Source organism: Pseudomonas sp. NFACC02 (assembly GCF_900110765.1).
Taxonomy (GTDB): Bacteria; Pseudomonadota; Gammaproteobacteria; order Pseudomonadales; family Pseudomonadaceae; genus Aquipseudomonas.
Window position 1 is genome coordinate 27,731 of sequence record NZ_FOEO01000005.1, and the last position, 23,551, is coordinate 51,281.

General features: G+C 57.6%; 17 protein-coding genes. 4 read left to right on the forward strand and 13 right to left on the reverse strand.

Annotated features, from left to right (window positions below; all coding sequences use genetic code 11):
- Nucleotides 1–16: 16 nt before the first annotated feature.
- The 10 genes from icmH to BMY73_RS06300 all read right to left on the reverse strand — a co-directional run bounded on the left by icmH (nucleotide 17) and on the right by BMY73_RS06300 (nucleotide 11,676).
- Nucleotides 17–730 (reverse strand): type IVB secretion system protein IcmH/DotU, encoded by a 714-nt coding sequence (gene icmH, locus BMY73_RS06255; RefSeq protein WP_062387757.1) that lies wholly within the window; start codon nucleotides 728–730, stop codon nucleotides 17–19.
- Nucleotides 727–2,070 carry a type VI secretion system baseplate subunit TssK gene (gene tssK, locus BMY73_RS06260; protein WP_092405840.1) on the reverse strand — a complete coding sequence of 448 codons (1,344 nt, stop codon included), beginning with the start codon at nucleotides 2,068–2,070 and terminating at the stop codon, nucleotides 727–729. The genes icmH and tssK overlap by 4 nt, the downstream gene beginning before the upstream one ends.
- Nucleotides 2,063–2,815 carry a type VI secretion system lipoprotein TssJ gene (gene tssJ / locus BMY73_RS06265; protein WP_139214115.1) on the reverse strand — a complete coding sequence of 251 codons (753 nt, stop codon included), beginning with the start codon at nucleotides 2,813–2,815 and terminating at the stop codon, nucleotides 2,063–2,065. The genes tssK and tssJ overlap by 8 nt, the downstream gene beginning before the upstream one ends.
- Nucleotides 2,816–2,839: 24 nt before the next feature.
- Nucleotides 2,840–5,437 (reverse strand): type VI secretion system ATPase TssH, encoded by a 2,598-nt coding sequence (gene tssH, locus BMY73_RS06270; protein WP_092405842.1) that lies wholly within the window; start codon nucleotides 5,435–5,437, stop codon nucleotides 2,840–2,842.
- Nucleotides 5,434–6,504 carry a type VI secretion system baseplate subunit TssG gene (gene tssG / locus BMY73_RS06275; RefSeq protein WP_092405844.1) on the reverse strand — a complete coding sequence of 357 codons (1,071 nt, stop codon included), beginning with the start codon at nucleotides 6,502–6,504 and terminating at the stop codon, nucleotides 5,434–5,436. The genes tssH and tssG overlap by 4 nt, the downstream gene beginning before the upstream one ends.
- A complete protein-coding gene (gene tssF, locus BMY73_RS06280; protein WP_062387745.1) occupies nucleotides 6,468–8,300 on the reverse strand; it encodes a type VI secretion system baseplate subunit TssF in 1,833 nt (610 codons plus the stop codon). The genes tssG and tssF overlap by 37 nt, the downstream gene beginning before the upstream one ends.
- A complete protein-coding gene (gene tssE, locus BMY73_RS06285; protein WP_062387742.1) occupies nucleotides 8,300–8,782 on the reverse strand; it encodes a type VI secretion system baseplate subunit TssE in 483 nt (160 codons plus the stop codon). Before tssE ends, tssF begins: the two co-directional genes overlap by 1 nt.
- 25 nt (nucleotides 8,783–8,807) lie before the next feature.
- Nucleotides 8,808–10,310 carry a type VI secretion system contractile sheath large subunit gene (tssC, locus tag BMY73_RS06290; protein WP_062387739.1) on the reverse strand — a complete coding sequence of 501 codons (1,503 nt, stop codon included), beginning with the start codon at nucleotides 10,308–10,310 and terminating at the stop codon, nucleotides 8,808–8,810.
- A 14-nt stretch (nucleotides 10,311–10,324) separates the two neighbouring features.
- Nucleotides 10,325–10,858 (reverse strand): type VI secretion system contractile sheath small subunit, encoded by a 534-nt coding sequence (gene tssB / locus BMY73_RS06295; RefSeq protein WP_062387737.1) that lies wholly within the window; start codon nucleotides 10,856–10,858, stop codon nucleotides 10,325–10,327.
- Between the two features lie 68 nt (nucleotides 10,859–10,926).
- Entirely contained in the window at nucleotides 10,927–11,676 is a 750-nt protein-coding gene (locus tag BMY73_RS06300) for a hypothetical protein (protein ID WP_092405846.1), read from the reverse strand.
- Between the two features lie 687 nt (nucleotides 11,677–12,363).
- Here BMY73_RS06300 and BMY73_RS06305 point away from each other — a divergent pair.
- The 3 genes from BMY73_RS06305 to BMY73_RS06315 are packed head-to-tail and all read left to right on the forward strand — an operon-like array spanning nucleotide 12,364 to nucleotide 17,910.
- Nucleotides 12,364–14,571, forward strand: a complete 2,208-nt coding sequence (locus BMY73_RS06305) for a M48 family metallopeptidase (RefSeq protein WP_092406147.1) — start codon at nucleotides 12,364–12,366, stop codon at nucleotides 14,569–14,571.
- A 39-nt stretch (nucleotides 14,572–14,610) separates the two neighbouring features.
- A complete protein-coding gene (locus tag BMY73_RS06310) occupies nucleotides 14,611–16,308 on the forward strand; it encodes a molecular chaperone HscC (RefSeq protein ID WP_092405848.1) in 1,698 nt (565 codons plus the stop codon).
- A 3-nt stretch (nucleotides 16,309–16,311) separates the two neighbouring features.
- A complete protein-coding gene (locus tag BMY73_RS06315) occupies nucleotides 16,312–17,910 on the forward strand; it encodes a hypothetical protein (RefSeq protein WP_092405850.1) in 1,599 nt (532 codons plus the stop codon).
- A gap of 186 nt (nucleotides 17,911–18,096) precedes the next feature.
- Here the strand turns inward: BMY73_RS06315 and BMY73_RS06320 are convergent, their stop codons facing one another.
- From BMY73_RS06320 to BMY73_RS27840, 3 genes are all read right to left on the reverse strand, one after another.
- Nucleotides 18,097–18,294: a hypothetical protein gene (locus BMY73_RS06320; RefSeq protein WP_139214117.1), complete on the reverse strand. Its 198-nt coding sequence runs from the start codon at nucleotides 18,292–18,294 to the stop codon at nucleotides 18,097–18,099.
- A 937-nt stretch (nucleotides 18,295–19,231) separates the two neighbouring features.
- Entirely contained in the window at nucleotides 19,232–19,735 is a 504-nt protein-coding gene (locus BMY73_RS06325; protein WP_092405854.1) for an SMI1/KNR4 family protein, read from the reverse strand.
- The gene (locus tag BMY73_RS27840; protein WP_139214119.1) at nucleotides 19,732–21,075 is read right to left on the reverse strand and encodes a DUF6861 domain-containing protein; all 1,344 of its coding nucleotides are present in this window, start codon (nucleotides 21,073–21,075) and stop codon (nucleotides 19,732–19,734) included. Before BMY73_RS27840 ends, BMY73_RS06325 begins: the two co-directional genes overlap by 4 nt.
- A 624-nt stretch (nucleotides 21,076–21,699) precedes the next feature.
- Between BMY73_RS27840 and tssI the strand changes: the two genes are divergently transcribed.
- Nucleotides 21,700–23,535 carry a type VI secretion system Vgr family protein gene (gene tssI / locus BMY73_RS06335; RefSeq protein WP_092405856.1) on the forward strand — a complete coding sequence of 612 codons (1,836 nt, stop codon included), beginning with the start codon at nucleotides 21,700–21,702 and terminating at the stop codon, nucleotides 23,533–23,535.
- Nucleotides 23,536–23,551 lie beyond the last annotated feature (16 nt).

Sequence of the window (23,551 nt, forward strand, 5' to 3'; positions counted from 1 at the left end):
GTTACCTGGCCATTGCTCAGGCACTGAACAGTTGGCTGATGTGATCTGACAGTGCGGCGACGTCTTTGCCCAGCAGCCAGTCCAGCGTCAGGTAGACACCCACGCAGACCAGCGCGATCAGCGCCAGATAGAGCCAGACCGGGACTTCGTGTCGCAGCATCTGCGAGACCTGATCAGGCAGCGCCCAATCGGGCGACAGTGATTTGGGCGTTTTGCGATAACGCGCAATGTCCTGACCGAGGGTGTTGGCCAGATAACGCAACTGATCCTGTTCGCTCAGACCGAACTTGCCCTGAAAACCCAGTGCCAGGCACAGGTGGTACACCTCCAGCACATCGAGGTTGGTTTTGACGTCCGCACGCAGCGCGTCAATTTTCTCGAAGAAGCCCTGACCGGCCAGGTGTACGCCGAAATAGCGAAACTGCAGCGGCGACAGCTCGAAATGACGACGCAGCTCGTTGTCCCCCGACCCCAACACGCTTTCGTCCAGAAAGGCGCACAACGCGTACTGGGTGTCCTTGACTTGATCGACGCTGTAATTGGCGCTGCGGGCGTCGCGCTCCAGGGCGTTGAAGAAACCGTCGACGCTGGCTTCGAAGGCGCTGATCGACGTCACCTGACGACCACGACGTACGATCAGCGCCATGCTGATGAAGTCCTGCACCAGATCTTTCAAGGTAGGTTTTGCGACAGGGGCGTTCGTTGCGCCTTGCATCACGGCTTCGTTCATTTGAGTACCGCCATCAGTTCAAGCTTGAGGTTGGTGAAGGCACTGGGTGCGTAAAAGGAAATGGCTTGGGCACTCATCATGCGTTCGTAGACCCGACCATGAGGTTCGATGGAGAAATAGTGGTTATCCAGCCGCACGGGGATGGCGTTTGGCAGGCGCGTGGAGTGGTTGAGGGTGACACCCGGCATCGCGCTGTTGACGACCACTTCGATGTCTTCCGGCGAGCCGACTTTGAACGCGCGCGGGACCAGCTCCAGCAGGCTGGAACCGGGCATGTCGGCATGCACGGAAATGTAGAAATCCGCCTCGGCCAGACGCGGGTCATGCAACTGCCCTTGCCAGTACGACGGTTTGGTCTGGGTCAGGTTGATCATGATGCACTGGTTCGGAATCACGTTATCCAGCAGCACCCGGATCATCTCGTCCAGCTTGACCAGAGAGGCGGCAGGGTCGTGATGGTCGTACTCGGGAATGGCGTTGAGTTCGGTGTCCAGCGAGAACGTCAGCAGCCCGCCTGCCAGCTCCGCCAGAAACAGGTACAAACGCTCAGGGTGCAGACGCGGATGCGCGAGCAGGTGGGCCAGGTTCGGGTAGGCGCGGTTCACGGTGTTGAGCAGCCAGAACAGCGTGACATCGCTGGAGCCGAACTCGGCGATCTGGTCGGCGCGCTCCCGGCGACGACCCGACAACGCCTTGCTTTTGGATTGCAGGGCGCCGAGCAGACGCTTGCCCAGGCCGATCAGGGTTTCGTGGTTGCCCAGGTGCAGCGTCGGGTGCACGAAATGCGTGTCCAGATTGAAACCGCCAATGTTGTTGCGGGACAACCGCGCGACCGGGCAGTAGCTGTAGCCATCCAGCGTGTCGCCGTCGATCAGCATCACCACGTTCAGACGCAGGCTGGTGATCTCGTTTTCCAGGTCGCCCTCGTTGAGGTCGGGCAGGGTGTCGAATTGCTTGCGAAAACGTCGAGCGCCTTTCTGCTCCTGACCGTCCTCGACGTAATTCAGGCCGAACGGCTCAGGCAGCTTCAAGGCCGCGTAAACCTTGAAATCGTTGCCTTTGAGCAGTTCTCGAAGATCGCGTGCGGCAGGAAGCGGGTCGTGCTGCGGCGCGTCGAACAGGGTCCCGTCGGGGAATACCAGTTTCAGTCGTTTGAGCTGCAACGAACCATTGGCCAGCGCTTCCTCATCGATCTGCAGCACTTGAACGCCCCAGTGAAAAGGGGTGTTGCGCAATGTCGACTCGGCCAGCTGATGCTGGTGGAACTCATCCTGATACTGGAAATGTTGCGGCAAAAGGAACATGCCTTCAGACCACATCACGCGGCTCTGCTTACTCATGAGCACCATCCAGTAGTGAATCGAATTTTGCCTGCATGCCCTTCTGCGCAGAATCGGTTGCGGTGGCTTCGGCTTTCTGCACGACGGCGTCCTGCACTTGCTGGGTAACGGTCGGTTTCACCGGGTCCTGAGGCATGGTGTTGCTCTTGGCCAGTTGGGCTTCGGTGGGCGGCTTGTTGAGGACGTCATCACCGCGCACGGCCAGGACCTGGTTGTTGTCCACCAGCACGCGTAAACCGTCCGAGGAAAACCAGATGCCGTCCTTGCGCAACGAGTTGGCGTCGAAGGCGACTTTCCAGCGGCTTTTTTCTTCCGAGCGGAAAAAAGCCGCCACGCCGACGTAACTGGCGGCCTTGTTCAACGGCCACCGGTTGTTCTGACCCATACCGGGCAGCAGGGTGATTTCCTGGCTGTCGATCAACGTGTTGCCGAGCGCTTTTTGCGGGTCATCCCACAGTGAATCGGGGTCGGTCGACGCAAAGCGTTCCAGCGCCGTGAGCTGATACACCCGCAAGACGACCGAGAGCGGTTTGCCCGATTCGTCCGGGTTCAGCTGATTGCCGCCGTCGGACGTCAGGATGACGTTCTCTTTGTCACCGAACAGCATGTCGCCTGCCCAGGTGTCGTCCACGCGCTTGCTGGCTCGGTCGGTGATGCCGCAGGCCGTCAGCGCCATCAGCATGGCCAGAACGGTCAGGCCCCTTGTCCAGCCTGCGCTGGTACGTTGCGTGTTGTGCATCTTCATGACTGCTACCTATGAATGCTCGAATCAGGTCAGGCGGTAAGCGAAGTCGCCGTCGCTGCCCAGTTCAATGTCCAGACGTTGGATCGGTTTGTCCTGAGCCATCCGTTCCAGCACGTGCTGGGCAAGTTCGGGCATGAGCGTCCTGGACAGAATGTTGTCGATGTTGCGGGCGCCGCTGTCGACCTCCGTGCAGCGCGCCGCGATGGCCTCCACCAGCGCCTCGTCGTAACCCAGCACCGCTTGATGATTGCGTTCGAAACGCTTGCGGATACGTTCCAGTTTCAGCGCCACGATGCGTTGCAGGATCGCGTCCTTGACCGGGTAGTAAGGGACGATGGACAGACGGCCCAGAAACGCCGGCTTGAACACCTGGTTCAGTTCGTCACGCAGGCCTTCGACGATCTCTTCAGGGCTCGGTTGATCGGAGGCGTTCAGGCACCACTGCATGATCCGGTCGGTGCCAGTGTTGGAGGTGAGGATGATCACCGTGTTGCGGAAGTTGATCTCGCGGCCTTCGCCGTCGTCCAGCACACCCTTGTCGAACACCTGGAAAAACAGCTCCAGCACATCCGGGTGCGCCTTCTCCACCTCATCGAGCAGCACGACGCTGTAGGGCTTGCGCCGCACGGCTTCGGTCAGGACACCGCCTTCACCGTAGCCGACATAACCCGGCGGCGAGCCTTTGAGGCTGGAAACGGTGTGCGCCTCCTGGTATTCGGACATGTTGATGGTGATGACATTGCGCTCACCGCCGTACAGCGTGTCGGCCAGCGCCAGCGCGGTTTCGGTCTTGCCGACGCCGCTTGGGCCCAGCAACAGAAACACGCCAATGGGTTTATTCGGGTCTTCCATGCGCGCGCGGGAGATCTTGATGCGTTTGCCGATCTCCAGCAGCGCATGGTCCTGGCCCAGCACGCGTTCGCCGAGCAGGGCTGGCAGACGCTGCACGGTTTCGATTTCATCGCGCAGCATTTTGCCCAGCGGAATCCCGGTCCACCCGGAAATCACTTCACCGATGGTGCCGCCGTCCACCAACGCATGGACCAGAGGCTGTTCGCCTTGAACGGCCGTCAGCTCGGCGCGCAGGGCAGCAATTGCATGGGCGTCGGGCGTTTCACTGGCACTGGCGCGGGCAAGCTTCTCGACCAGCTCCAGCTCGTTTTTCCATTGTTGCTCCAGTGTTTCACGGCGTTGCGTTGCCACCTGCAACTCATCGTTGAGCGCCGCGAGACGGCGCGCGTGATCACTGCCCCTGGACGCTTCCTGTTGCAGGACCGTGATTTCCGACTGCACGTTTTCAATGAGTCGTTTGCAGTCCTCCAGCGCACCGGGTTGGGCGGACTGCGCCAACGCCACGCGCGCGCAGGCGGTGTCGAGGACGCTGACCGCCTTATCCGGCAACTGGCGTCCGGTGATGTAGCGATTGGACAGGCGAACGGCCTGCACCAGCGCTTCGTCCATCACCGTGACCTTGTGATGCTCCTGCATCTTGCCGAGCAGGCCGCGAAGCATGTGAATGGCTTTGTCTTCGTCCGGCTCTTCGACTTTCACCACTTGAAAGCGGCGGGCGAGGGCGGCGTCCTTCTCGAAGTACTTTTTGTATTCCGCCCAGGTCGTCGCCGCGATGGTGCGCAACTCGCCACGGGCCAGTGCCGGCTTGAGCAGGTTGGCAGCGTCGTTCTGACCGGCCTGGCCACCCGAGCCAATCAGGGTGTGCGCTTCATCGATGAACAGGATGATCGGGTGCAGGCTGCGCTTGGTTTCTTCGATGACCGACTTCAGGCGGTTTTCGAATTCGCCCTTCACGCCTGCGCCTGCCTGCAACAAGCCCAGGTCCAGCGTGTGGATCGCCACGTCCTTGAGCACCGAAGGCACGTCGCCCTGCACGATGCGCAGCGCCAGGCCTTCGACGACGGCTGTTTTGCCAACGCCCGCTTCGCCGGTGAGGATCGGGTTGTTCTGCCGGCGGCGAGTGAGAATGTCCACCATCTGCCGGACTTCGAATTCACGACCCAGCACCGGATCGATGCGGCCTTCACGGGCGCTCTGCGTCAGGTTGACGGTGTACTGATCCAGAGCCGGTGTCTTGCCGTTGCCCGCCAGCGGTCGAGCGGCGCTGCTGTCCTGCGTGCCCAAGGGTTGGGCCAGGCGTGACTCGGGGCTGCCTTCCACCAGGGCCGCGAGATTGACCCGCAGGTCGTCGGCGTTGATTTTTTCAAGCTCGGCCGCCGAACCGACAACGACGCGGCGCAGCTCATCGTCGTCCAGCAACGCCTGAATCAGGTAACCGGTGCGAATCTGCCGCTGGCCGAACTCGATCGAGGCCAACAGCCAGGCCTGCTCGATCATGCGGGTGATGTGTGGCGACAGCGCGGGCGTGCGGGTGTTGCCCTTTTTGAAGGTGCCCAGTGCGGTCACCAACTGCGCCTGCAAGCGCTCAGGCACGACATCATAGTGACGCAGGATGGCCGGCAGATCGTTGTCGTTGCCTTCCAGCAACTGCAACAGCAAGTGTTCGACTTCGACGTCGTAATGATGCTCGGAAAGGCACAGGGCGGCAGCGGCTTCTGTGGCTGTGCGACTGGTTTCGTTGAGCTTGGCGAACAGCGACTTCAGGTTCACAGGGAGACCCCATCAAAAGGAATATGGAAAACGGCACAGCGGGCAGGCTCGACCTCAACGCCCGGGCGCTTGAGCCAGCCAAGCCAGCCCAGCGCGACATTGCCCTCACGGCCCAGGCGGGCGAGGGGCACGGCTTCACGCGCAAGGGTCGGCGCAATCTGGAAGTCCAGCTGCGCGCCGACGTAAAAACGCACCAGTTCGACCAGCTTCTGGAAGTCCTCGGTGCCAGGCTGGAAACGCTGATAATCGACGAGCTGCAACGGGCCGATTTCGATGCGCACGCAGGACTGGTAATCCCAGACGCGGTTGCCCGCCACGGCGCTCTGCCCCAGGGCGGCATTTTTGCGGCCCAGCTGGGTCCATTGGCTCGCATCGAGCTTTAGCCAGCGCCCGGCAAACTGCTTGACCTTGAATGGCAGCGAGAAATAAAACCCGAGCATGACTTGCAGGTTCAGCGCGTTGCGCGGCTTCTGCGCGAACAGGCCTGAGAAATAGCTGAACAGTTCCCGGCGCAGCGGCGAGCCGTCGTTGCCGAACTTCTGTTTCTGCGCGTGAGGGCCGAAGCCCACCAGGTTCAGCAAGTAACGGTCGAAGTTAGAGCTGCCGTTGCGCTCGTACTCGATGTAGAACTTGTACTTTTGCCACGCCTCATAAAACAGCGTGGTCATGCGATGGGAGAACAGGTCGAGAAACGCGTGCGCGGCGTCGTCGCGATACTGAATGTGGCGCTCCATCAACAGCTCGGTGTACGGGCGCGGCAGTACCCCGGACGGCCCGACCAGCCCCATGAACGTGACCTGCACGTGGGACAGCGGCAGTCCCGCCGCCGATACGTTGCCCTCGTGCTCGAACTTCAAGTCGCTGACTTCGCTTGCCGGAAAATTGAGCGACAACTGGGAACGAAAGCGCAGCGGGTCCTCATGCGGCCGCGTTTGCAGGTCCATGCGTCCGTTTCTGCTGTAGTGCAGGCGAAGCAAACGCACCAATTGAAAGAATTCGAATCGGTGCGGCTCAGCCCGTGCCTGGTCGATCAGACCAGGGGTTGATCGCCGGTTCGCGGGGGCCATTGGACCACTCTCTTTTCGCGCTGCAAGGTGCGAAGGGTTAATTGGGTAAAACTGTTGATCGAGCAGTACTGACCGAAGAAATGGTCCAGGACCATGCCGAACAGAAACACGCCGCTGCCGGTGTACTGGCTTTCATCGAAGGTGAGGCTGATGCCGACGCCGCGAACGAAGTTAGGACGAGGATGACCGATGCGTGCCACCACCGGCTCGCTGGCGATCGAAACGATGCCGTTGATCTGTTTACGGATCGCCGAGGTGTTGCGGTAGTTGTACAGCGAGAGCAGTTCCAGCAGGACTTCGCGCCCTTTGGACACCAGCGACATATGGTTGAGCGACAGGTGCGAGATCAGGCGCCAGATCAGGCCGTTGCCCAGCGGCACGCGGACCGAGGCAGTGGGCTTGCGCAGGCAGCGGATGTCCGTGATCACCGAGCTGGCGGGCATATTGAAATCCCCGCGCTCACCGCCGAACGGCAGCATCAAGGGCACGTCGCGGTTGCTGCACGTCAGACGAATACTCAACGTGTCGCTGTTGGAATCGATCAGTTCCAGATCACGGTCGACCACACGAATGAACACGTTGGTGCCATCGCTTTGCTGGGTTTGCACCGGGCGACGTCGAGCGATCCAGAAACTGTTGCCCGACCCCTGATCGGCGCGAGGTTCGAAGAAAGGATGGCAGGTGGCGACCTGGTCGATGCCACCGAGCTTTTTGACCCGGCGCACACGGTCAATGGACACCACCTCGGCTGAATCCTGCAGACGAACATCCGGCACCACCGCGTATTCGTGCTGGGCGTGCGTCAATTTGATCGGCTCGGCTTGTTGCCGGAACAGGTTGATGATCGGCGTGCAGTTGAGCTTGAAGTTGCTGCGCCCGATGTTTTGCGTCAGACGCGCCAGGCGGTCGCTCAGGTCGTAGTCGGAAAAGTAGAAATTGATCTCGATCTTTTCCAGCGCCTTGCCCGCCAGAATGCGGCCAAAACCGGACAGGTCGAAGAACATGAACTTATCCGGAAAGGTGAAGTATTCATGCAGCAGGCGATACCCCAGGAATGAACGCTCCGAGTAGTCCACCAGCCCTTCATCCAGCCCGTAACCGACCGCTTTGAGCGCGTCGGCCGGCAGGGTGACCTCCCGGGTACGGCCTTCATCCTCGAACGTGAGGGTCGCTTTGGCCAGGTTGTTGAACAGCAACTCGTACAGCTGCAGCATCAGGGTGCTTTCGCCATCGAGGAAAAACCGCAGGCGGTCCAGTTCCATCTGCCCGAACAGCGCATCGGCGGTGGTACCCAGGCCGATGCGAAGACGCGCGACCAGGTCGGCGCTATGACCATTGAACGCCGAACGCTCCATTTCAACGAAGGAGGCCTGCTGCACCGCAATCGGCCAGAGTTCCACCGGGTAGCACGTCCGAAACTTGCAGACCACGCCGTCCACCGGGTTGGCGTGCATCTCGGTATGGCGGGCGACGCGATAGGCTTCGGTGACTTTCTCGTGGGTGCCCATGCTGAACTCGACGATGGACATCGACGGGGTCGGACGCAGGTAGTGCGGGTAGAGCACTTCAAGGAACGACTCGACGATCTCCGGAAACTCATCGTCGAGTTTCTTGTGGACGCGGGCCGCCAGAAACGAAAACGCCTCGATCAAACGCTCGGTATGCGGGTCTTCACAGTTATCGCCCTCGATGAGCAACCGTGAAGCGATTTTCGGGTACTGGCTCGCGAACTCCTGGCCCAGAAAGCGCAGGTGCGACAGTTCCTTTTCGTAATAGGGGAGCAGGTCGTCGAGCATCAGTTGAGGTTCTGTACTTTGTATTCCTGGGTGTTGACCTGCAGCACCGCATCAAAGGAAACCTGACGCGAAATGTCTTGCAGGCGCAGTACGGCGTCCACGCGGAAAGTCAGCATGCGTTGGCCGGTTTGTTGTGCCAGTAGTTGCACCTTGACGCTGCGAAAGCGCCTGTCGCCGACCGAGATCGCTTTCTCCAGTTGCCGCTGAATCAACAGTCGGTCCTGCGGGTCGAGCACACTTTTGCTGGTGAAGTCAGGCATGCCGTAGTCGAGGATCGTGCCGCTCAGCTCGGCAAAGCCGTCGAGTTCTTCCGCGACCAGAGACTGGCGAGTGTTCACCAGAATCTCCAGGTCACGGACGATGCTGGCCTTGTAATCAGCCAGCGAACACAGGCGCTGCGACGACGCTTCGATGGACTGGTGCGGACGATCGTCCAGCAACCGGTCCAGCAGTGACGGCAACAGCTTGTGTTGGCTACTCATATTGCCTCCCTGGCAACGACATCGATCAGCCGCGTGTGGATTGCGGCAACTCTGCGACCAGGCGCAGGGACGCGGTCAGTTCGTCCAGCTGATAGTGAGGGCGCAGGTACGTCACGGCCTTGTACACGCCAGGCTTGCCAGGCACTTCGAAGACTTCGGCACGGGCTTCGCGCAGCGGGAATTTGGCCTTGGCCTCCTGGCTGGCGGTGTCGTCGAGCAGCACATAGCTGGACAGCCATTTGTTCAGGAACAGTTCGACATCCTTGCGCGATGCAAAGCTGCCGACCTTGTCGCGCATGATCGCTTTCATGTAGTGGGCGATGCGCGAGGTGGCGAAGATGTACTGCAGCTGTGCCGAGAGCCGCGCGTTGGCGTTGGCGATATCGGTGTTGTACTGCTTCTGCTTCTGCGTCGACTGGGTGCCGAAGAACGCGGCGTAGTCGGTGCCTTTGCAGTGAACCAGCGGAATGAAACCCAGGTCCGACAGCTCTTTTTCACGGCGGTCGGTGATCGCGATCTCAGTCGGGCATTTGAGCGCGATTTCGCCATCGTCGGTCTTGAACGTATGCGTCGGCAGACCTTCCACCAGACCGCCGCCCTCGACCCCACGAATGGCCACGCACCAGCCATAACGCGAGAACGCATCGGTAACGCGCGTGCCCAGTGCATAGGCGGCGTTCATCCACAGGTACTTGTTGTGATCGCGACCATCGACGCTTTCGACGAAGTTGAATTCCTCGACCGGCGTGGTATCCGGGCCATACGGCAGACGACCCAGCACGTGGGGCAGGGTCAGGCCGACGTAGCGAGAGTCTTCGGAGTTACGGAAGGACTTCCACTTGGCGTATTCGACGGTATCGAAAATCTTCGCCAGGTCACGCGGGCCCGACATGTCGGTGAACGAGTCCCAGCCAAACAGCTCAGGCGATGCCGCGGAAATGAACGGCGCATGGGCAGCCGCGGCCACATGGGAAATCTCTTCGAGCAGGTACATGTCTTCGGGGTTGCGGTTGAACTCGTAATCGCCCAGCAGCATGCCGAACGGTGCGCCACCGAAGGTGCCGTACTCTTCCTCGTAGATCTTCTTGAACAGCGCGCTCTGGTCGAACTCGGAGGACGCTTTGAGATCGCGCACCAGGTCTTTTTTCGACGCATTGAGCAGATGAATCTTCAGCGTGGTGCTGGTTTCGGTCTGATCCACCTGATACTTCAGGCCGCGCCAGGACGCCTCGAGCTGCTGAAATTCGCGGGCATGCATGATCTCGTTCATCTGCTCGGAGAGCATGGAGTCGATCTCGGCGATCCGCGCATCCAGCACGGCGATCAGGTCTTTGCTCGGCGTCATCTCGCCTTCGAGAACCTGGGCCACCAGCTCACCGATCAGGTCGCGGGTGCGGGTACGTTCGGTTTCCGAACGGGCGACACGGCTTTCGGAAATGATGCTGTCGAGCAGCGACGACTGGGGCGCGAAGTTTTCCACTTCAACCAGATCGGCGTCCTGCTGAGCCACGGTTTGTTTATCGTTCATCGTCGTGCTCCTGCTTACTCTTTGGCATCGGTGGCTGGAACGGCGGCTTCACGGCCGAATTCCTTGCCCAGCGTTTTCAGCTTTTCGGTGTTCTGCAACACGTCCATCAACAGCTCTTCGAGCTTGTCGTTGCCGCCCATCTTGTTGCGCAGGTCGGCCAGTTTGTTGCGGACCTCCAGCAGCTTGCGCAATGGCTCGACCTGCTTGACCACGTTCTGCGGTTCGAAGTCTTCCAGGGCGTTGAAGTTGAGCTCGACGCCCAGTTGTGTGCCGTTCTTGGCCAGCGTGTTGTCGACCCGATACGCCAGACGCGGCTTGATGCCCTTGAGCACGCCGTTGAAGTTGTCACGGTCGATGAAGATAAACTTGCGGTCCTTGAGCTTTGGCAAAGGCTCCAGCGGATTGCCGGAGAAATCGCCCAGCACGCCGACGACAAAGGGCAGCTCTTTCTTTTCCTGAGCGTCGCCGATGTCCACGTCGTAGGTGATATGGACCCGAGGGGCGCGAACGCGGTCGAGTTTGTGCTGGGTACTTTCCTTCTTCGCCATCGTGATCTCCTGTGCGAGTGGCTCGCTGCAAGTCGTTTGCGTATCGGCCCGACGATGAGCCGGCCGCGTTACAGTCCTTCGATCGTCATCAGCAGGCGCTGACGGATCTCATCTTTCATTTCCATGATGCTGTCGTGGCCCACCAACTCCTCGAAGCTGGCGTTGCCTGCAATCTGGGTGCTGCTGCGGATGACCGAGTCATCCGGCAAGGTCGAGCGCACGGGCGAACTGATCACGCAGAAGGGCAGGTCGCCGAAATCTTTCAACCGCTCAAAACTGACCGGGAACCGCAGCCCTTCGAACAAGCGGCCCAGCCCCGGTGCTTTGCTGACGCAGTAAAACAGCACCAGGTAATGCACGACGAAGCGGTACAGCTCGGCGCTGCTGCGGTTCGGGTCTTTGATGACCTTGCGGAACTGCGCCAGGTCGAATGAGTTGAAGCCCACTACCCAGCGCGTCGGGCTGGTGATTCGAATGGTCTGGCCGCTCTGTTCCAGCACCTTGTCGTATTCCAGTGGAAACAACTCGGGCGTGGTGCTGATCAGGTTCAGCGGCACTTCCAGTTCACTGACCAACTGGAACGGAGACGCCGCCCCAATTCTGTCGTACAGCGCTTTGAGTTCCTTGAAGTGATGCTGGGTTTCACGACCGCTGCTGCGTTGCGCGCCCTGCAGGTATTCGCCAAACAGGTTCTGCGGACGAATCAGCAAGGACAGCGTCGCGAGGTAGTCAGAAGCTTGCGCCTTGAGCACATCGGAAATCGCCCGAGTCTGGCTTCGCAGCTTGACCAATGCTTCTACATCAAACGTCTGAGTCATCGATACATCGTCCTTGAACCCTTCACTACAACCTCCCGGAAAACGACCCGGGGAATGGGAAAGGCTACGTATTGCTCAACCGGCACACCTGTTCGGAAAGTTCGACCCCGGACTGACAGCATCACGAAATCGCCCCGCACAATAGGTGAAAGTGGGGTGCTAGCAAATCAATATTGTCTAGCCAGTAGCGTCAGCTCAGGCACCATTTCACGTAGGAAAGTTCCTACAGACGGCAAGTTTTTCTCGTTTTTGATACACACCGCAATGATGTCTGAGTGCTATTAGTTACGATTCTGATACACATGGATTTCGCTGCAGGCCTTGTGTAACAAGGGCTTCAGCGATTTTTTGGATCCCATTATCGTGCTCGAATAAAAGATGAAAAAGGTGAACCGGTTCACCCCGTGCGTTACGGATGAGCGTGAACTAAGGAATGAACTTGGTGTTTTTGGGGCGCGTTGGTGATGGCAACGGGGCGGAGTGCGCCATGTGATCCGTGACACATTCGTGCTCGCTCGGGGTACTGAAAACTGGGTATTCAGGGTATAACGCCGTCTGCAACACAGCGGCAGTCCAACTCATCTGCCGCCAGTTGCCAGGAGCTCAAAAGCCTCGGTTTTTGTTAAAGGGATGTTCAGCTCGCCGTGCCGGGTCGGCGGCGATGCACTGATTGTTGAGTGTCAAATGATGCGAAAGATGAAGCTTGTCGTTTTATTGATCCTGTTGCCTGTGCTCCTCGGATTGTCAGGCGCTTGGGAGTTGCAACGCAGTACCGACAGCTACAACCAGTTGGTTCGGCACCAGGCAGAGCTTGCCAATATTGGTGTGCAACTTCGGGAGATGGCGAGCCAGGACAAGAATGCCTGGATCGAGATCAATGACCGCCGAGTCAGCGTGGATCTGGCTATGATTCGCTTTGGGAAGGCAGAGGACGATAACCGCCAGGTCCTTGTGCTGACGCGGGTCACGGCTGGCATTGCCTGGAGTGTCGTCATTCTGGGGTTCATGGCCGCACTTGTAGGTTCCCTCGGACTTCTGTCCTTGGCCTGGGCCGGTTCTCGCGCCCTTGAGTCGCGTGAGCGATTGCTTCACTCCTTTACCCGGGTCAGTCGCGTCCTGCCGTTCGTTCTGAGCGGGCACATCTTTGCCATGGCTGCGGCCGTCGCTGCCATTCTGATTTACGAAGGGCTGGGACTCTGGCACGCAGGCCGAATGTCCCCCGGCGAGTTAAAGCTGATGGCGGCCGCCTTCATCACAGGGTTGGTTTGCCTCTATTCCATCTGGGCCATGGGCAAGCAGTTAAAGGTCATGCTGCATATGTTCAAGCCCACCGCCATGGTGGTTCTCGGTCAGTCCGTGACGCCGGAGCAAGCGCCATTGCTGTGGGACTTCGTGCGCGATCTGGCGCAGCGACTCGACGCGTTGCAGCCCGACCACATTGTGCTGGGCATGAGTGAAGGTTTTTACGTCACCTCAAGCGAAGTCAATCTGTTGCCTTGCGACGCACACCTCTCAGGGCGAACGCTGCATGTCCCAATCGTGTACCTGGGCCTGCTCGATGAAGCGCAGACACGCGCAGTGATTGGCCATGAACTGGCCCACTTCGTCGGCGCCGATACGGAATACAGCCAGCGATTTTTGCCGATCTACGACGGTATCAGCCGCAGCCTGGAAGCGATCTTTCAGACCATGCTCAGCAGCGGTTTGCTCCAGCGCACGATTCTGCGTCCAGCGCTGATGCTGGGGATGCACTTCATGGAAAGTTTTGACCACGCCGTCAATCACTGGGGCCGTGTTCGGGAACTCGCTGCCGATGCTGCGGGTGCGCAGGTGGCCAGTAACATTGCAATCGCTTCGGCCTTATTGCGCATCTCCGCACTTGAGCCCATCTTGCAGGAGCGCCTCGGCAAGCACGTAGGCGATGCGACCAACCCCAGGCCCGGCTATGTGATGCCAACCAATCTGCCGAGCCTCGTGCTTCACGAGCTCAGCGATCAGGTATTGACCTTGCCTGAAGAAGAACTGGCCACTCAACTAGCTCACCCCTCCGATACTCACCCTTCCAATGGTGAGCGAATCGCCTCATTGCAGGTCACGGTCGACGAGGCGGTTCGCAGCGCTATCCATCCGGTCGACGCGGTCCAGGCCTGCGCCGCGATGGACCGCTATTTCGTCGCCCCGCAACAGCTTCACGGCTGTATCACCGAGACCTTCCTGGGTCATTACGTCGCGCTCGATGCCGAAACCGTCGAGCAATTGCGTGCGTACGCCAGTAAGGTTAGCAGTGACCTGCCATTGCACGAAGGTGGGCGCGTGCGAGGGATCATCACACTCATCATCGTGGGCCTGGTTTTCCTGGCTGGGGCAGGTTTGCTGCCTTTCGCCTGGCTGTATCCGGAAGTGTTCAAAGGTCAAACATCCATGGTTTACATCATCGGTGGCGTGCTGATGGCGCTCGCGGCGATCGGTCTGCCTTACACGCTTCGCCTGGTGTTGCGGGCGGACACCACTGCCTTGCTGTTAACGCCTGACCATTTCGTTTTCGCCAACCTCAAAGCGCCTTTGCCAATCGAGCACATCAATGATTTCGGCCTGCATGTCGGCAAAGGCATCATGCTGAATCTGTTGCTTGAAGACGATGCGCCAATGCCTGAATTGATCTCCCGCTCCTTCTTTGCGCCCGGCGCCAGACTGAATAAGAAAAGCCGCTGGGTTCAATTGCAACTCGTGCAGTTTTGCCGGGACAACAAAAAGCTCAAGATAGAAGAACTGGCAGAACTGATTGGCACTTATCTCGCCTCGTCAACTGCACGGCGCATCCTTCAAGAGCGTTTCGAACAGGCAACAGTAAATGAGTGTCCAGAGGATGACCTAAGGTCCGCTGAGGCTCGTTAATATCTGCGGCTCTTGCGTCGCAAAGAAAAGGATACGTTGATGATCATAGGGATTGACCTTGGGACCACCAACAGTTTGGTCGCCGTCTGGGATAACGACGCCAGTGTTTTGGTGCCCAACGCGTTGGGCCAATTGCTGACCCCTTCTGTCGTAGGGTTGGACGACCAGGGGCGGATTCTCGTAGGCCAGGCCGCGCGTGAGCGCCTGCATACGCATCCGACCATGACCACGGCGCTATTCAAACGCCACATGGGCAGTGCTCACACCGTGCAATTAGGTCCGAGATCATTGCGCCCGGAAGAGCTTTCGGCATTGGTGCTCAGGAGTCTCAAGGAAGATGTCGAACGTGCCTATGGCAAACCGGTGAATGAGGCGGTGATCAGCGTCCCTGCTTATTTCAGTGATGCACAGCGCCATGCCACCCGCATTGCGGGCGAGTTGGCCGGACTGAAAGTCGACAAGCTGATTAACGAACCTACCGCCGCGGCGCTAGCCTATGGATTGCCTCAGCAGAATAAGGAAACCTCATTCCTGGTCTTCGATCTGGGCGGCGGAACTTTTGACGTCTCTATCCTTGAGCTGTTCGAGGGTGTCATGGAGGTACGGGCCAGCGCTGGCGACAATTACCTTGGCGGTGAAGATTTCGATCAGTTGCTGGCTGAGCGGTTTATTCAGACACAGCGTGGGCAGCCTGGGTTTCCGGAAGCGCAATCGATAGCCCAACCCCTACGCCGAGAAGCTGAGCGAGTGCGCCAGGCGTTAGGAAATGAAAGCTGGGCTGAGTTCGTTTTGCTTGCAGATGGACAGCAGTGGAAACATGTTTTCACCCAAGATGATGTGGCCACATTGTTTGCGCCATTGCTTGAGCGACTGCGCAACCCTATCGAGCGTGCGCTGCGAGATGCCCGGATTCGAGTCAATGAGCTCGATGAGGTCCTTCTGGTGGGTGGTACCACACGCATGCCCTTGGTACGCAAACTGGCCGCTGGGCTCTTCGGTCGTTTCCCTTCAATTCATGTCAACCCTGACGAAGCCGTTGCTCACGGTGCAGCCATTCAGGCGGCGCTGAAGTCCCGCAGTGCTGCATTAGAGGAGGTTGTTCTGACCGACGTATGTTCCTATACCTTGGGGATCGAAACCGCGCAATTCGTAGGGCAAATCCATGAAGGCGGGCATTATCTGCCAATCATTGAGCGCAACAGTACAGTTCCGGTAAGTCGGGTTAAAACCGTCTGCACCGTTGACGAGTCGCAGGAACGCGTACTGGTCAAAATTTATCAGGGTGAAAGCCGCCTGGTTCGGGACAACATCGCTCTGGGGGAACTGGAGATCCCGGTACCGCCCAACACGGGCGGGGTCGTGGATCTGGATGTGCGATTTACCTACGACAATAACGGCATCCTGGAATGCCAAGTCAGCATCCCCGCCACTGGAGAGCAGCATGCATTGGTCATCCAGAACAATCCTGGGGTGCTGAGCAATGATGAGATTGCCGAGCGCCTCCAAGCGCTGGCAGCGCTCAAGGTGCATCCGCGCGATCAGCAAATCAATACGCTGCTGGTAGCCCGTCTGGAACGCCTTTATCAGGAAAGCCTGGGCGACCGCCGAGAGCAGATCGATCATTGGGCAAGCCGCTTTCAGCAAGCGCTTGCCACCCAGGATGAACGGATAATCCGTCAAACCCGCCATGAGCTGAATGAGCGTATCGCCTTGCTCGAAAAGGGGAGTGGACACTGACCCATGGAATCTACTTTCGATTGCTGGAAGGTTCTTGATCTCCCTGGTCGATCCGACGAGCGCAGCGTCAAACGGCAATACGCCAAGCTGCTCAAGGTCAGCCGTCCTGATGAGGATCCGGTGGGCTTCCAGCACCTGCGTGAAGCTTACGAACAAGCGCTGCAGATTTTGCGCGAACACGACGAACCAGATGCACTCGCCTGCACCCATCCCGCGAACCTGCCGCCCATTGGGCAAAACAGGCCAGGCTCAATCTCGAAAATCACGCCCTCCATGTATGAGCGTGCCGTTGAGCTGTTGTCCGGACTCGATGACTCAGCGATTGATCGATGCTGGACCGAAGCCTTGGCCACAGGATGTGCCGCCGAGCTCGAAAGGCTGCTGTTCAAGCGTTGCGTGAATGAGCCGAACGCAAATGCGGCCTTATTGGAATGGGGGCTCGAGCAGCGTCAATGGTTGACACCCTGGCAACAAATCGCCTTTCCTGAGTCTGAGCAACAACGCCTCGTCTTTAAGATCACGACAGCCCTTTATCGGGAACTTGATAAAAGGATGGCAGGGGGCGAGGAAGATGAATTCTTCAGCTGCCTGCAGCACAGTGTCCGACAAGCGTGGCTCGCGGATTTGGCACGTCGCCAGGCACTGCAAGTGCATGTACTGAGCCTGTTCCTTGAGACCGAAGACTGGTCACCGCTGTTGTTCCAGCAAGTGTGTCAGCTGTTTGGTTGGGATATCGATGGGGGAGTGGTGCCTATTGCCGACCAGCAGTGGCACGCGTTACGCAGCCGTAGCGAGCACCGTGCCTGGTTCAACGAGCTGCACGCCCTGGCGGAGCAGCATCAGCAATCTCCAAGTCCGCGAGCCAATGCTGCGGCGCTGTTCTTGCTCACGTCCCGGCCGGACCTGCAACGGGAACTGGCCGAAGGCTTCACAGAGCCTGACTGGCAGGCCTGCGAACAGCTGTCAGAAACCTTTGCCTCTCGTTTTCCTGACTTACTGGGCTTGTTTCCCAACCACAATCCCTGGTTCTGGCAGACGTTGATCGTCCCAAAGGCTTCACCCTATGGAGTGAAGCGCGCCGCATGTGCGTTGACCATCGGTCTTGCCCTCCATAATCTGGCCGATTATGACCTCCTGTTCGTTCTGTTCATGCTGCCGTTGTACGCGCTGGGCGGGCTGCTTGGGGCACAATTCGGCAAATGGCTGTCTACCCATTGGGTCTCATTGGCAGCGACGATGTATGACCTTGATCTGACTATCAGCAAGTGGTGCGCGCGGCACAGACTGACCTCGGATCGCCGCTATCTGGTGATACGCAGCAGCGGCCCTCTGCTAATGCTGGGCTGTGTATTCTGGAAATGGCTTGGTGCGTTAGGCCTCGCTACCTATGTGATTGTCGGAGTGATCGGTGCACTGCAATCGGCCAGTGCAAGGCCGGCAGACCGGGACTACCGCTGGCGAAAACCATTGCAGGCAATCTATCGGATTGCGGGACTCAGCCGACTTCAATGGTTATTCTGCGTGTCGATGATATTTTTCATCGGATATATACAACTTCATATGCCAGGCACCTTACTCACTCAACCTTGGCTGTCTCAGTAAAGTCGCATGTCTTTTTTGGCTCAGAAACCTTTGGTAGTAGATGGGGCCGCCGAGTTATCTCAGATATTCGAGAGGCCTTTCTGGTGGTCGCCCGTCAGGGAGTTGAGTTCTCAGTCCGTGTGCAATTAGATCCCGGATGTGGTCTGCGACGTACGACAATGGATTCTGATCGCTCATCGGTGAAGATCAGCGACAGGTCTCCGGGCCGAAGGTTATCTCGGTGATAGGCTCGGCCTGGGTGCTGGAGTAGCTGTACGTGATCGTGTTCCCGAGCTCAAGCAAGAACAGATAGGCCGTCTGGCTGCACAGCGCTTTCTGGATCTGCTGAGTCAGGTAGCTTTCGTAGTACACCCGCTCGCCAGAGGGGCTGGGCCATATTGACATCCCTTGTCGGTGTTTTAGTTGGATTTCGCTGACGTAGTTATCCTGAGACCTGACTTCACGCATCCATTTCAGAGCTGGCGTTTCGCGCCCTCAGTCAGAGACCCCATACGTCTTCGCTTTCGTTCCCGGCGCGCAGCAACGGGGAAAGGCGAGTCATGATTGCGCTTATCGGAATGTTATTTGCCGTCTTTTAGTTCCTGATCCTATTAGTTCAAAGCCATATGATCGCGATGGATCACCGGCTACATTTTTCGGCAAGTCTCTGGTCCGAAGGTGACTTCAGTAATTGAGTCTGCCTGGCTGCATGGCGCCTTCTCGATCAGCTGAGTCGGATAACTCTAACAGCACACCCGCTCACCTAGACGAGTTTCCTAGCTTGTAGCATGATTTTGTACAGCGCGTCGTAGATGACGCAGTGCGGACGCGCAGCTCTGCGGTCGACGGTGATAGCAATCGCTTTTCCGCGCGTGGTAGAGGGGCATGGCGTAACAAAATGACTATTCTAGGAGACTTGTGCGCTCGGTCAATCCAAGCCGAGTGTTCCACTATCCACAAAACAGCAGCGATTGATACCGCATGGCATAGTCAAACGTAGCTACCTAGTGATATCAGTACAGGTTCTCCCCGGCTTGATAAAAATCTCCAAGCTTATGGCCTCTGATCGAAGGGTTTGGTGAATTACCCTGCCTACACTTTGACGAGTTTCCGCAAGCACTAAGCTCGGTCGGCGACATTTTTTTCAATAACTCTTTCCATTCCGCTGCCTTAAAAAGCCAGGGCGACGGGCTCTCTAAAATTTATTTCAAGCTTAGCCAGTAACGGTGCTCTTCTTTATCATCACCTCGCTAGCGGTTTATCATTTTTTCGGCGGAACTGTTAGAACAGTTGATCAGGCGTCGATTTTACGGCGTGACTAAACAGGCAAACTGCAAGTAATTTAAAAGTCTAAATCGATGCTAGTTATTTTTTTGCTTTTTGCCAACGCTTCCATGTCAGTTGACTCGTCGGCACCAAGCTCTTTAAAAAAAGCATCCAGACTAGGAGCCAGTAAGAATGTATCGATTTCACCATCGGCTGCATCATGCACCCAGTAGTAAACCTCGCCCGTCAAGCAGCTGATACAGAATTGATCGCCTGTTGGCGATTCGCCGAAGGTATAAGTGTTTTTAGGTATTCTTCCTGAATACATCTCGTTACGATAGTATATATTATTGTCGTCAGGGGCTTCTCCGTAAATAATATCAAGATTATAAATGTTCAAACCTCTTCGTATTTTTGCGCCTCGAGTAAATGTAATTCCTTCTACAAAGTCGCTTCCCAAATCAATTAAAATTTTATTTAGGGTGCAGCCTGCAGGGAGGGATTTTTGATTCGCGCGCGGTGTTGACGCGGTGCGTTGGGCCCCTAACTTATCAATTATGCTTTTACTGATTTCTTTCATTTTATTCTCAAATCTGATGCTGATCCGATGTGTGGGATGTTGCCATGGAGACTGGATGGTATCAATTGAATTGTTTCGCTATCCAGATGATGCGGCGTGAGGGAGAGCTGCCTGAGTAACTGCTTTGCGGCGTTCGGGCTGTCTAAGCCCTTGGCTTCTTGGATCTTTAGATACACTGCTTTGAAGTCGGCCTGAGATCCGTCGAGCGCTCCAGGTTCGAACTTGATTACACCCTTTGACCATTCTGAAAAGTCAGGTCGGCCGTTAGAAAACGGAATTGGTCTGCCACCCGTAATCTCATTTACTGCAGGAATTTCGGAGTACCAATTGCTTTCGCCAGGGACCCCCCGGCCGTCCGGCCCCCATTTCCCTCTGGTCCTAGGCAGTCGGGTTCGTGAGCTATTCGGGAGAGTTTTCGCCTCCGCCTCAACGCTACCTTGAATAGGTTGCGGCTCCGGGGTGGCTGGTGGTCGGGCTAACTGCGCCGGATCCTTCGGTTGCAACTCCTTCAGTTCGAGAAGCTTCTGCTCATTGCGCGCCAACCACGCCGCGAATTCCTTGTTCGTGATTTCGGCCTGCAGCCTCACACTTCGTGACGCGACGCTGTCCATAGTGTTCAGCACACCGGACTTGATTTGTCCGCGCATTAAAAACGTCACGATGGCGGTCAGCAGCAATAGGACCAGTTGCTCCTGCCCGCTTGCGAGTTGTCGGGCGGCGCGTTCAGTGCGCTCTTGGATCAGCGCGGCTGAACCGCCGGTTGGGTCAAGACCTGGGGGTTTCAAGCCATCTTCGGCTCCCCATGCGGTGCCGAACCCTTCAGACAAACTGCTTGCGCATGGGGGGATGCCCTGCCAGAAATATTCGGCTATGGACGCCAGCCCCAGCGACATGAGAATGAGATTTCCCACTTCCAAACCAATACTGCCGCCGACCGCTGCACCCGGCAGCGCACCCGCGCCGAAAGCAAGAGAGCCGACTGCGCCTCCAATTGCGCCGCCCACCGCAACGCTGCCACCCAGAACCATCACCACTTCCCGCACCAGCTTGAGCAACACCGGCAAGATTTCCGTGATGTTGATAGACGCCAACTTGCGCGTGAGGTCGTTCAGCACTATCGGGTAGGAAAGGGCCATAGCCTGCCGAACATAGTCGATCCGGTGGCCACCCATCGCGCCATAGGCCTGGCTCGCGCCGTTACTGACCCGGCGGGTGAAACCGTCCCAGCCGTCATGGGCGCTCTGCAAACCATGGCTGACACTCTGGTTCAGTTCGCTGAATTTATGATCCAGGTTTCGTTCGATGTCGTCCCAACTAGGGACGTGGGCTAGAAGGTCCATTTACACATCACAGTCCTTGAGTGAGAGCCGCTTGCCAGATACCGAGCATCAACGTGAAATTTCGATATCACAGAGCCACTAGTGGCAAGTCAGACCGTCATTTGCGCATTTAATTTCCAACAGCGCTGCATTTTTCTCATCTGCGTTACACTCGGCAATGATGTCATATGAATATCAAATTGTGCTGATTTGCCGATAACTTACTGTCACTGCTGGATTTAATCGCCTCCAAAGCTTTTGATTTTTTTCTGAATATTATGGGAAGAGTGAACCAGCGCACTGCGCATCACTTCGCAAAAATGGGTTTACGGGTTGACACGGTGCTGCTCGCAGGTGTCTCCTTCCTCGCGCTCAAGCATCTGTAACGTTTTTGAGACTGCGACCCCATTCTCATTTTTGATGCCCTAGTGGCACTTTCGCATTGTTTAGCGGTCGCATTGTCCAGTTGTGACAAAGCACCCGTGTACTGAACGATTCGAACGGGGTGGAAGTGCGTACGCGTATCGACGCGCACGGGATTAATCCGCGATGGTGCAACGGGAAATCTGTTCCCCCGGTTGCTCGTAACCTGTTGTTGCCGAGCATGGCGGTAGCGTTGTTCCCCATGCCTCCAAGGAGATACACATGTCGATGGACCTTGCCGCGTTGTTCTCGCCTCAGAACCGGCGTTTGTTCAAGTTCAATAACCTCGCCAATCCTGAGCAGCAACTGCTGATCGAATCCTTCAAAGGGCGCGAAGGACTGTCGCAGGCGTATAGCTTTGAACTGCTGCTGGTCTGCGAGGATTCCGGGGTTGAGCTCAAGTCCATGATGGGCCAATTGGTCACCATCGAAATCGAGCTCGCCACTGGTTCGCCGCGCTATCTGGCCGGCTACCTGACGCGCTTCGCCAGCATCGGCAGCGACGGTGGCATGGCCCGGTATACCGCGACCCTGAATCCCTGGTTCTCAATGCTGAAAAACCGCTTCGATACGCGGATTTTTCAAGGCAATACGGTCGAGGAGGTCGTCACCCAGGTCTTCGCGCTGTGTCCGGCGTTTTCCCGGCATGAGTTCCGCCTGACCAAACCTCAGAAGCGTTACACCTACATCACCCAGTACCGCGAAACCGACTTCAACTTCGTCCAGCGTCTGCTGGAAGAAGAAGGGATGTTTTACTACTTCGAGCACACCGCCGAAGGCCACACCATGATCATCTGCGATGACTCCAGCACGCTGGTGCCATTGCCTGAACAACCTCAGATCCGTTTTCACACCGCCTCCGTCACCGAGACGGCAGACTCCATCACCCAGTGGAGCGGCAACCGCCAGCTGCAGTCCGGCAAGATCGCCGTCCAGACCTTCGACTACCGCCAGCCGAAAAACCGCCTGCCGGTGACGATGAACAGCCTGAACAAACAGGGCGATGTCGAGAACTTCGAGATCTACGACTTCCCCGGTCAATACACCCACGGCACTTACGACGAGGGCGAAGCGCTGGTGCGTCTGCGGGTCGAAGCACTGGAACTCAAGGGCAAAAGTTTCAGCGGCGCGAGCAACTGCCGTGCGATGAAACCCGGCTACACCTTCGAACTGCTGCAGCATTACGACCACGATCAAGGCTCGGCCGAAGACCGACAGTTTCTGCTCATGGGCGTTGAAAGCGAAGGCCACAACAACTACCTCAACGGCCATCCGGCGAGCTACTACAACACCTTCACCTGCGTGCGCAAAAAGATTCCGTTCCGCCCGCAACTGTCCACGCCGCGCCCGACGATTCCCGGTCCGCAGACCGCCATCATCGTCGGCCCGCCAGGCGAAGAAATCTTCACCGACGAACTGGGTCGCGTAAAAATCCAGTTCCACTGGGACCGCAACGGCCAGTACAACGACCACAGCTCCTGCTGGGTCCGCGTCGCCCAGTCCGGCGCCAGCGGCGGTTTCGGCAGCATCCAGATCCCGCGCGTGGGCGATGAAGTCGTCGTCGTCTTCCTCGACGGCAACCCCGACCGCCCGCTGGTCATGGGCAGCCTCTACAACAGCCAGAACACACCGCCGTGGTCGCTGCCCGCGAACAAGACGCAGAGCGGGTTTTTGACGCGGTCGACGAAGGGCAAGGGCGCCAATGCCAACTTTTTCCGGTTTGAAGACAAGGCAGGTGCTGAACAAATCATCATGCACGCCGAGCGCAATCTGGATACTGAGATTGAGGTCGACGAGAGCCATACCGTCGGCGGCAATCGCAAGATCAAGGTGGACGGCAAGCACTCCGAAACTATCAAACTTGAAACCAGCATTGCGGTTGAGGACGGCTCTTACTTCGTCACCGTCGATAAGGGAGAGGTCAAGATCAAGGCCGCAACGTCCATCACGCTGGAAGTGGGCGCCAGCAAGCTGGTCATGAAATCAGACGGGACGATCACCTTGTCTGGCAACGTGGTCGATGTCGAAGGCAGAACGATCATCAACTTGAACAAATAAGCTGACGGACAAGGAA

Coding starts and splice junctions, on each gene's coding strand:
- icmH (WP_062387757.1), bottom strand. CDS start 730: ATGAACGAAGCCGTGATGCAAGGCGCAACGAACGCCCCTGTCGCAAAA.
- tssK (WP_092405840.1), bottom strand. CDS start 2,070: ATGAGTAAGCAGAGCCGCGTGATGTGGTCTGAAGGCATGTTCCTTTTG.
- tssJ (WP_139214115.1), bottom strand. CDS start 2,815: ATGAAGATGCACAACACGCAACGTACCAGCGCAGGCTGGACAAGGGGC.
- tssG (WP_092405844.1), bottom strand. CDS start 6,504: ATGGCCCCCGCGAACCGGCGATCAACCCCTGGTCTGATCGACCAGGCA.
- tssF (WP_062387745.1), bottom strand. CDS start 8,300: ATGCTCGACGACCTGCTCCCCTATTACGAAAAGGAACTGTCGCACCTG.
- tssE (WP_062387742.1), bottom strand. CDS start 8,782: ATGAGTAGCCAACACAAGCTGTTGCCGTCACTGCTGGACCGGTTGCTG.
- tssC (WP_062387739.1), bottom strand. CDS start 10,310: ATGAACGATAAACAAACCGTGGCTCAGCAGGACGCCGATCTGGTTGAA.
- tssB (WP_062387737.1), bottom strand. CDS start 10,858: ATGGCGAAGAAGGAAAGTACCCAGCACAAACTCGACCGCGTTCGCGCC.
- BMY73_RS06300 (WP_092405846.1), bottom strand. CDS start 11,676: ATGACTCAGACGTTTGATGTAGAAGCATTGGTCAAGCTGCGAAGCCAG.
- BMY73_RS06305 (WP_092406147.1), top strand. CDS start 12,364: ATGCGAAAGATGAAGCTTGTCGTTTTATTGATCCTGTTGCCTGTGCTC.
- BMY73_RS06310 (WP_092405848.1), top strand. CDS start 14,611: ATGATCATAGGGATTGACCTTGGGACCACCAACAGTTTGGTCGCCGTC.
- BMY73_RS06315 (WP_092405850.1), top strand. CDS start 16,312: ATGGAATCTACTTTCGATTGCTGGAAGGTTCTTGATCTCCCTGGTCGA.
- BMY73_RS06320 (WP_139214117.1), bottom strand. CDS start 18,294: ATGTCAATATGGCCCAGCCCCTCTGGCGAGCGGGTGTACTACGAAAGC.
- BMY73_RS06325 (WP_092405854.1), bottom strand. CDS start 19,735: ATGAAAGAAATCAGTAAAAGCATAATTGATAAGTTAGGGGCCCAACGC.
- BMY73_RS27840 (WP_139214119.1), bottom strand. CDS start 21,075: ATGGACCTTCTAGCCCACGTCCCTAGTTGGGACGACATCGAACGAAAC.
- tssI (WP_092405856.1), top strand. CDS start 21,700: ATGTCGATGGACCTTGCCGCGTTGTTCTCGCCTCAGAACCGGCGTTTG.